Source organism: Curtobacterium sp. MCLR17_051 (assembly GCF_003234395.1).
GTDB classification, from domain to species: domain Bacteria; phylum Actinomycetota; class Actinomycetes; order Actinomycetales; family Microbacteriaceae; genus Curtobacterium; species Curtobacterium flaccumfaciens.
This window is the reverse complement of the sequence record NZ_QKTA01000035.1, coordinates 1-7,881: the sequence shown is the minus strand read 5'-3', so window position 1 is coordinate 7,881 and position 7,881 is coordinate 1. Positions and strand designations below refer to the sequence as shown.

10 protein-coding genes are annotated in these 7,881 nt (G+C 71.2%); 1 reads left to right on the top strand and 9 read right to left on the bottom strand.

Features of this window, described 5'->3' with window-relative positions:
- Positions 1 to 47: 47 nt before the first annotated feature.
- The 8 genes from DEJ06_RS17830 to tilS form a co-directional block, all read right to left on the bottom strand.
- Positions 48 to 569 carry a PH domain-containing protein gene (locus DEJ06_RS17830; protein ID WP_110863569.1) on the bottom strand — a complete coding sequence of 174 codons (522 nt, stop codon included), beginning with the start codon at positions 567 to 569 and terminating at the stop codon, positions 48 to 50.
- Positions 570 to 593: 24 nt separating this feature from the next.
- Positions 594 to 1,085 carry a DUF3180 domain-containing protein gene (locus DEJ06_RS17825; protein ID WP_071404509.1) on the bottom strand — a complete coding sequence of 164 codons (492 nt, stop codon included), beginning with the start codon at positions 1,083 to 1,085 and terminating at the stop codon, positions 594 to 596.
- Complete coding sequence (gene folK / locus DEJ06_RS17820; protein ID WP_111040213.1) at positions 1,082 to 1,636, bottom strand: 2-amino-4-hydroxy-6-hydroxymethyldihydropteridine diphosphokinase; 555 nt, start codon at positions 1,634 to 1,636, stop codon at positions 1,082 to 1,084. The genes DEJ06_RS17825 and folK overlap by 4 nt, the downstream gene beginning before the upstream one ends.
- Positions 1,633 to 2,022, bottom strand: coding sequence for a dihydroneopterin aldolase (gene folB, locus DEJ06_RS17815; protein ID WP_214550217.1), 390 nt, complete (start codon positions 2,020 to 2,022; stop codon positions 1,633 to 1,635). The genes folK and folB overlap by 4 nt, the downstream gene beginning before the upstream one ends.
- Positions 2,019 to 2,987 carry a dihydropteroate synthase gene (folP, locus tag DEJ06_RS17810; RefSeq protein WP_111040212.1) on the bottom strand — a complete coding sequence of 323 codons (969 nt, stop codon included), beginning with the start codon at positions 2,985 to 2,987 and terminating at the stop codon, positions 2,019 to 2,021. The genes folB and folP overlap by 4 nt, the downstream gene beginning before the upstream one ends.
- Positions 2,988 to 2,993: 6 nt before the next feature.
- Entirely contained in the window at positions 2,994 to 4,982 is a 1,989-nt protein-coding gene (gene ftsH / locus DEJ06_RS17805; RefSeq protein WP_111040211.1) for an ATP-dependent zinc metalloprotease FtsH, read from the bottom strand.
- Positions 4,983 to 5,140: 158 nt separating this feature from the next.
- Complete coding sequence (hpt, locus tag DEJ06_RS17800) at positions 5,141 to 5,692, bottom strand: hypoxanthine phosphoribosyltransferase (RefSeq protein ID WP_017887686.1); 552 nt, start codon at positions 5,690 to 5,692, stop codon at positions 5,141 to 5,143.
- Positions 5,693 to 5,701: 9 nt separating this feature from the next.
- Positions 5,702 to 6,721, bottom strand: coding sequence for a tRNA lysidine(34) synthetase TilS (gene tilS / locus DEJ06_RS17795; protein ID WP_027467056.1), 1,020 nt, complete (start codon positions 6,719 to 6,721; stop codon positions 5,702 to 5,704).
- A 64-nt stretch (positions 6,722 to 6,785) separates the two neighbouring features.
- Between tilS and DEJ06_RS17790 the strand changes: the two genes are divergently transcribed.
- Positions 6,786 to 7,277 (top strand): inorganic diphosphatase, encoded by a 492-nt coding sequence (locus DEJ06_RS17790; protein ID WP_111040210.1) that lies wholly within the window; start codon positions 6,786 to 6,788, stop codon positions 7,275 to 7,277.
- Between the two features lie 274 nt (positions 7,278 to 7,551).
- Here DEJ06_RS17790 and DEJ06_RS17785 read toward each other — a convergent pair.
- Positions 7,552 to 7,881, bottom strand: a 330-nt coding sequence (locus DEJ06_RS17785; RefSeq protein ID WP_146245908.1) for a C40 family peptidase, incomplete at its 5' end; no start/stop codon positions are given.

Sequence of the window (7,881 nt, the reverse complement as noted above, 5' to 3'; positions counted from 1 at the left end):
GGCGGAGCGGGTGGCGGGGTGCCCGGTCGGAAGGTCACGGACGACCCCTACAGCCCGGCGCGACGGGACTCGGCGAGCTCGACGAGGCGGTCGCGCAGCTCGTCGGCGTCCGCTGCCGGGACACCCGGGATCCGGACGTTCGTCGCAGCGGCGGCGGTGACGAACTTCAGCTCGCTCATGCCGAGCGCCCGGTCGAGCGGGCCCCTCGCGACGTCGACGAGCTGCATCCGGCCGTACGGCACGGCCGTGAACCGCTGCCACATGAGGCCGCGGCGCACGACCAGGTCGTCGTCGCGGAGCGCGTAGCCGATGGCCCGGACCCGTCGGGGTGTGAGCGCGGCGGTGATCGCCGTGGTGACCGCCACCACGATGCCGATGGAGAGCCAGACCGTGCCGGCCCCGGAACCGAAGCCGTCGGTGACGATCCCGATGAGCACGCAGCCCGCGGTGAGCACGACACCGATCACGAGCGTGGTGATGAGTTCGGTCCACACGAGCTTCGCGGACACCCGCTGCCAGGCGATCCCACCGAGGCCGAGGCCGGGCTCGTCGAGTCGTTCACGCGGCATCGCGGGCCTCCTGGGGTTGCTCGGTCAGTTCACCGTCGTCGAACCGTTGCGGGGATCGTCACGGTCGTCGTCGTCACCCGGGGGTGCGATGCACATCCGCTCCGCCACGAGTGCGCAGACCGTCAGGACGATCCCGCCCCCGACGGCGATCACGTTCGGCAGGGTCGAGCCTAGCGAAGGCGTCGCGGAACGGGTCAGCAGGTACAGCACGAGGCCGAGGGCGAACCCGCCGAGCAGCGTGCCGCAGATGCTGGACGCCTTCGCGAGCACGACGACCCGGGTCGCGTAGAGCGGGTCGACCGGCCGCTGGCGTCCGGCGCCGTCCCGCGCGTGCCGGCGCACCGGGCGCGCCATGAGCACGACGGCGACGCCGATGAACGCGAGTGTGACGCCGAGCGGGATCGAGAACAGGAACGTGGGCAGCTGGCGCGACGCCAGGACGGCGTCGAGTGCGAAGCCGGCGACCACCGTCACGACGGCGATGCTGATCAGCGTGGAGGCGCGGGTGGGCTTCATGCGCTGGTCGCGCTCCCCGCAGGCCGGGAGGCCCGTGCCGGCTCCGCGAACAAGCGCGGCTCGTCGACGCGCTCGGTGTCGTCCCCCACGGCGGTGAGCAGGTCGGCCACCGGCCCGGCACCGGGCAGGACGGCTTCGGGGTCGGCGTCGAGCCACGGGGCGAGCACGAACGCGCGCTCCGCTGCCCGGGGGTGGGGCACGACCAGGGTGTCGGTGGCGATCCGCAGGTCGTCCACCGCGACGACGTCGAGGTCGAGGGTGCGGTCGCCCCACCGGACCTCGCGCGTGCGGCCGTGGGCGTCCTCGATGCCGTGCAGGGCGTCGAGGAGGGCCTGCGGCTCGAGGTCGGTGTCGACGACCACGACGGCGTTCCGGTAGCGGGGCTTCGACGTGTCGAGGCCGTCGAGGGTCACGGCGACGGACTCGACCTCGCGGCTCGAGGCCACCGGCTCGACCCCGGGCAGGGCGGCGATCGCGGCGGCGGCGGCGCGGAGCGTGCTCCCCCGGTCGCCGAGGTTCGCTCCGAGGGCGACGACGACCCGGTGGGTCATTCTTCTTCCTCGTCCGGCACCGTGGCGCCGCGGGAGCGCCGGATGGTGATCGAGACGTCGGTGAACGGCACGGTGATCGGGGCCTGCGGCTTGTGCACCGTGACCTCGGTCGCCAATGCGGCACGGTGGGTGAGCACGGCCGCGGCGATGCGTTCGGCCAGCGTCTCGATCAGGTCGACCGGGTCGCGTTCGATCTCGGCGACGACCTGCTCGGCGAGGACGCCGTAGTGCACGGTGGCGTCGAGGTCGTCGCTGCCCGAGGCGGCGCGGGCGTCGAGCTCCACGGCGACGTCGACGACGAAGTCCTGGCCGTCCTCGCGCTCGTGGTCGAAGACGCCGTGGTGTCCGCGGGCGCGGACCCCGGTGAGTCGGATGGTGTCGTTCACGATCGAGCTGCCCTCCAGGCGTCCCAGACGTCGAGCACGGCACGGGTCGGTGCCGGGTCGTGCACGCGCACACCCCACGCGCCGCGTTCGGCGGCGAGCAGGCTGATGGCGGCGGTGGCGAGGTCGCGCTCCCTGGGCGGGGCACCCTCGGGGCTCCCGACACCGTCGAGGAACCGCTTGCGTGAGGCGGCGACGAGCACCGGCAGGCCGATCGAGGCGAAGCGCTCGTAGCCGGCCAGGATCTCCCAGTTCTGCACGCCGTGCTTGGCGAAGCCGAGACCCGGGTCGATGACGACCTGCTCCTGCCGGACGCCGAGCACGATGAGTTCGGCGACCCGGAGTTCGACCTCGCGCCGGACCTCCTCGACCGCGTGGGTGTACTCGGCGTTGCGGTACATCCGGTCGCTGTGGCCGCGCCAGTGCATGACGACGAAGCCGACCCCCGTCGACGCCACGACCCGGGCCATGTCCGGGTCGGCGAGCCCGCCCGAGACGTCGTTGACGATGGCGGCACCGAGGTCGACGGCACGCTCGGCCGTCGCGGCGTTCATGGTGTCGACGCTGACCGGGATGCCCTCGGCGACGAGCTGCTGCACGACCGGCAGCACCCGTTCCTGCTCGACCGGCACGGGCACGCGCTCGGAACCGGGGCGGGTGGACTCCCCGCCGACGTCGATGACGTCCGCACCGGCCGCGACGAGGTCACGTGCGTGCTGCACGGCGGCCTCGTAGGCCTGGTGCAGCCCGCCGTCGCTGAACGAGTCGGGGGTGACGTTGAGGATGCCGAGCACCCGGGTGCGCTCCTCGGCCGGACCACCGCGGTCACGGCGACGGCCGGTCACGACCTCCGGCACCGGCTGGGGTGCACGGAGGTCGATCGCGACCGTCGCCGGTTCGGCGGCGGCGGCGCGGGCACGACTCACCTCGGCGAGTCGACGCTCTCGTCGCGTCGGCAGCTCGGTCATGCGGGCCTACGCGGGGGCGATACCCGGGTTGCCGAACGGGCGACGACGGGTCTTCGAGGTCGACTCGGAGTCCGACGGGTCCGCTGCGGTCGAGGCGGCCTTGCCGGGCACGTCGATCGCGGGCAGGTTGCTGACCGGGCGCTTGTCGCTGGAGAGCCACTGCGGGCGCTCCGGCAGCTTGCGGACGTCCTTGAAGATCTCCACGAGCTCCGGGGCGTCGAGCGTCTCCTTCTCGAGGAGCTCGCCGGCCAGGCGGTCGAGGATGTCCCGGTTGTCGTTGAGCACCTGGTAGGCCTCGTCGTGCGCGGCCTCGAGCAGGGCGCGGGTCTCGGCGTCGACCGTCTGGGCGATGGTCTCCGAGTAGTCGCGACCGGTGCCACCGCTCATGTCGCGGCCGACGAACGGCTCGCTCGAACCGGACCCGAGCTTGACGGACCCGACAGCCTGGCTCATGCCGTACTCGGTGACCATCTTGCGGGCGGTGCCGGTGGCCTTCTCGATGTCGTTCGAGGCGCCCGTGGTCGGGTCGTGGAAGACGATCTCCTCGGCGACGCGACCACCCATGGCGTAGGTGAGCTGGTCGAGGAGCTCGTTGCGGGTGACCGAGTACTTGTCCTCGAGCGGGAGCACCATCGTGTAGCCGAGGGCACGGCCGCGGGGCAGGATCGTGATCTTCGTGACCGGGTCGGTGTGCCGCATCGCCGCTGCCGCCAGGGCGTGGCCGCCCTCGTGGTACGCGGTGATCAGGCGTTCCTGGTCGGACATGATCCGGGTGCGGCGCTGCGGGCCGGCCATCACGCGGTCGACGGCCTCGTCGAGGGCACGGTTGTCGATGAGCTGCGCGTTCGAGCGGGCGGTCAGCAGGGCCGCCTCGTTCAGGACGTTCGCCAGGTCGGCACCGGTGAAGCCCGGCGTCTTGCGGGCGAGCAGCTCGAGGTCGACGCTCGCGGCGAGCGGCTTGCCCTTCGCGTGCACCTCGAGGATCTGCTTGCGGCCGGCGAGGCCCGGGGCGTCGACGCCGATTTGGCGGTCGAAACGGCCGGGGCGCAGGAGCGCGGGGTCGAGCACGTCGGGACGGTTCGTCGCGGCGATGAGGATGACGTTGGTCTTGCCGTCGAAGCCGTCCATCTCGACGAGGAGCTGGTTCAGCGTCTGCTCGCGCTCGTCGTTGCCACCGCCGATGCCGGCACCACGGTGACGACCGACGGCGTCGATCTCGTCGATGAAGACGATGGCCGGCGAGTTGGCCTTGGCCTGCTCGAAGAGGTCACGGACACGGCTCGCACCGACACCGACGAACATCTCGACGAAGTCCGAACCGGAGATCGAGTAGAACGGCACGCCGGCTTCTCCCGCGACGGCGCGGGCGAGCAGGGTCTTGCCGGTTCCGGGAGGGCCGTAGAGCAGCACGCCCTTCGGGATCTTCGCCCCGACGGCCTGGAACTTCGCGGGCTCCTTGAGGAACTCCTTGATCTCGTGGAGTTCTTCGATCGCCTCGTCGGCACCCGCGACGTCGGCGAACGACACCTGCGGGTTCTCCTTGTTGTTGATCTTGGCCTTCGACTTGCCGAACTGCATGACCTTCGAGCCGCCACCCTGGGCGCTCGAGAGCAGGAACCAGAACAGGGCACCGATGATCAGGAACGGCAGCAGGATGCCGAGCAGCGACAGGAACCAGTTGCCCTGGGCGACGCGGTCGTTGTAGCCGTCCGGCAGGTTGGAGTCGTTGACCGCCTGCACGACCTCTTCGCCGCGCGGCGTGGAGTAGTAGAACTGCTCCTGCTTGTCGCCGTCCTTCAGGACGAGGTCGACCCGCTGCTCGGTGGAGTTGATGGTCACGGACGAGACCTTGTCATCGGACAGCTGCTCGAGACCCTTCTGGGTGTCGATCTCTTGCGTGCTGCCCTGGCTGATGACGCTCCAGCCGATGAAGATGCCCGCCAGCGCGATCAGCACGTAGAGGTACGGGCCGCGGAAGATGCGCTTGAAGTTCATGTGATCCGGGCGCGAGTGCCCGACACCTTTCTCTGCCGAAGTTGCGTGCAGGTCAGCATACGGCCGCGATTCTGTGGCGAGAATGGGTGTCCTCTGCGGGCGAACTCACCCCCGGGCCAGAGTCGGCCGAGTGCGACCCGAGCGCGGCGGGCCGCCCGTCAGGAGTAGACGTGCGGAGCGAGGACGCCGACGCCGCGCAGGTTGCGGTAGCGCTCGTCGTAGTCCAGGCCGTAGCCGACCACGAAGGCGTCGGGGATGTCGAAGCCCACGTACTTCACGTCGACCTCGACCTTGGCGGCCTCGGGCTTGCGCAGCAGGGCGACGATCTCGACGCTCGCGGCACCACGGGACTGCAGGTTCTGCTTGAGCCACGACAGGGTCAGACCGGAGTCGATGATGTCCTCGACGATCAGGACGTCGCGGCCGTGCAGGTCGGTGTCGAGGTCCTTGAGGATCCGCACCACACCGGACGACTTCGTGCCGGAGCCGTACGACGACACCGCCATCCAGTCCATCCGCGCCTGCATCTTGAGGTGGCGCGAGAAGTCCGCCATCACCATGACGGCACCCTTGAGCACCCCGACGAGCAGCGGGTCGCGGCCCGCGTAGTCGGCGTCGACGACCGCCGCGAGCTCGGCGAGCTTCTCGTCGATCTGCTCGGGGGTGAAGAGCACTTCGGACAGGTCTGCCTGGACGTCGGAGAGTTCCACCACGCCAGCCTAACCGGCGCTGAACTCGATGCGGTCGCCGGTCCGCGTGGCACGGACGCCCGGCAGGTCGATCGGGCCTTGTCCGCTCCAGTCCGTGACGAGCCGGCAGACCTCGAGCGTCTGCACGCGCGACAGCGTCACCCCGAACTCGCTCTCCACCGCCAGGCGCACGAGTCGCTGCCGGAGCGCCGGTGGGTTCGCCCCGAGCGCCCGCACCGACAGCGAGATGCCCGCCTCGGAGTGCTCGGCGATGTCCTCCGCGATCTCCTCCGCGAAGTGGTCCAGCGCCGCGGAGTCCTCGCGCAGCTGGTCGGCCGTCCGGGCCAGGGCCTCGGGCACCCCGGCACCGAGCTCCCGTTCGAGCACCGGCAGCAGGGTGTTCCGCACCCGCACCCGTGCGTACGCGGGGTCGTCGTTCTGCGGGTCGTGCCACGGCGCCAGCCCCGCCGCGGCGCACGCCTGCCGGGTCGCGTGGCGCCGGACCGACAGGAGCGGCCGGCCGTAGGCCGGACCGCCGTCGCGGCGGGCGAGCGGCTGCATGCCGGACAGGCTGTCCGGCCCGCTGCCGCGCAGCAGGCCGAGCAGCACGGTCTCGGCCTGGTCGTCCAGGGTGTGGCCCAGCAGCACCAGGGGTGACCCGGTGGCGGCCGCGACCTCGGCGATCGACGCGTGGCGGGCCTCCCGGGCGGCGCCTTCCGGGCCCCCGTCGGAACCGACCGTGACCCTGCGGACCGTCACCGGGTCGAGTCCCAGCTCGGATGCCTGCCGGGAGGCGCGGCTCGCGACCGCCTCGGAGCCCGCCTGGAGCGCGTGGTCGACGACCACTGCCCCGGCCCGCAGACCCTGCTTGCCCGCTTCGAACGCGGTGGCCGCCGCCAGGGCGAGCGAGTCCGGTCCGCCGCTCAGTGCGACGAGCACCAGGTCGCCTGCGGCGACCACGCCGTCGTCGACGGCTGCGGCGAGCAGGTCGCGGACCGCCAGGCGGGTCTCGGCGACGGCGGGGTCGAGCCGGGGACGCGGAGAGTTCACCCGGTAACGTTAGCCGCGCTTTCGCAACACACGACAGTCCCCGAAGCAGACACAGGAGCGCAACATGGCCGCGTACGACGTCGTCGTCGAGATCCCCAAGGGCAGCCGCAACAAGTACGAGGTGGACCACGAGACCGGTCGCGTCTACCTCGACCGCGTGCTGTTCACCTCGTTCGTCTACCCCACCGACTACGGGTTCTTCGAGAAGACCCTGGCCGACGACGGTGACCCCGTGGACGCGCTGCTGCTGCTCGAGTTCCCGACGTTCCCCGGCGTCGGCGTCAAGGTCCGCCCCGTCGGCGTCTTCAAGATGAGCGACGAGGCCGGCAACGACGAGAAGGTCCTCGTCGTCCCCGCCAAGGACCCGCGCTGGGCACACATCCAGGACATCTCGGACGTGCCGGAGCAGACGAAGGCCGAGATCGCGCACTTCTTCGAGCGCTACAAGGACCTCGAGCCGAACAAGTGGGTCAAGGCCGAGGGCTGGGGCGACGCCGCCGAGGCCGAGCGCATCGTGCAGGCCGGTCAGGCCGCGTACGTGCCCGCTGGTCACTGACGATCCCCTGACGAAGAACGGCGCCCGCTCTCCTTCCGGAGGGCGGGCGCCGTTCTGTGTCGTGCGGGGTGGCTGTCGCGCCGGGCGGGGCGTGCGGGGGCGCGTGTGCGGGCGGAGCGTGGCGTGCGGGGGCGCGGCGTGCGTGGGCGCGCCTGGTGGAAACGGGCGTACCGGGTGGAAACGGGCGTACCGGGTGCGTTGATCCGTGCAGGTACGCCCGATCTCACTTGGTACCGCAGCCGCTCTGGGAAAGAACAGGCACTCCGGGAGCGGGCTACAGGGAACCGCTCGGGCGGGCGACGTACGGCATGAGCTGGTTCGGCAGCCAGATCGCGCGCTCGACGACGCCGACGCCGGGGCGCGCGGCCTCGACCATGGTGCCGTAGCTCGTCACGATCGAGTCGTGGTACGCCCCCGAGGCCGTGCCGTTCGACGAGTAGAACAGGATGTCGCCGGGCTGGCGCTGGGACAGCGGGACGAGGCGGCCGATCGACTTGAAGTAGTTGTACTGCCAGACCACGTTGTGTCCGCCGGTCGCGATGCCCTGCGAGCTGTAGGCCATCATCACGAGGCCGGAGCAGTCCCAGGTGTTCGGGCCGGCGCC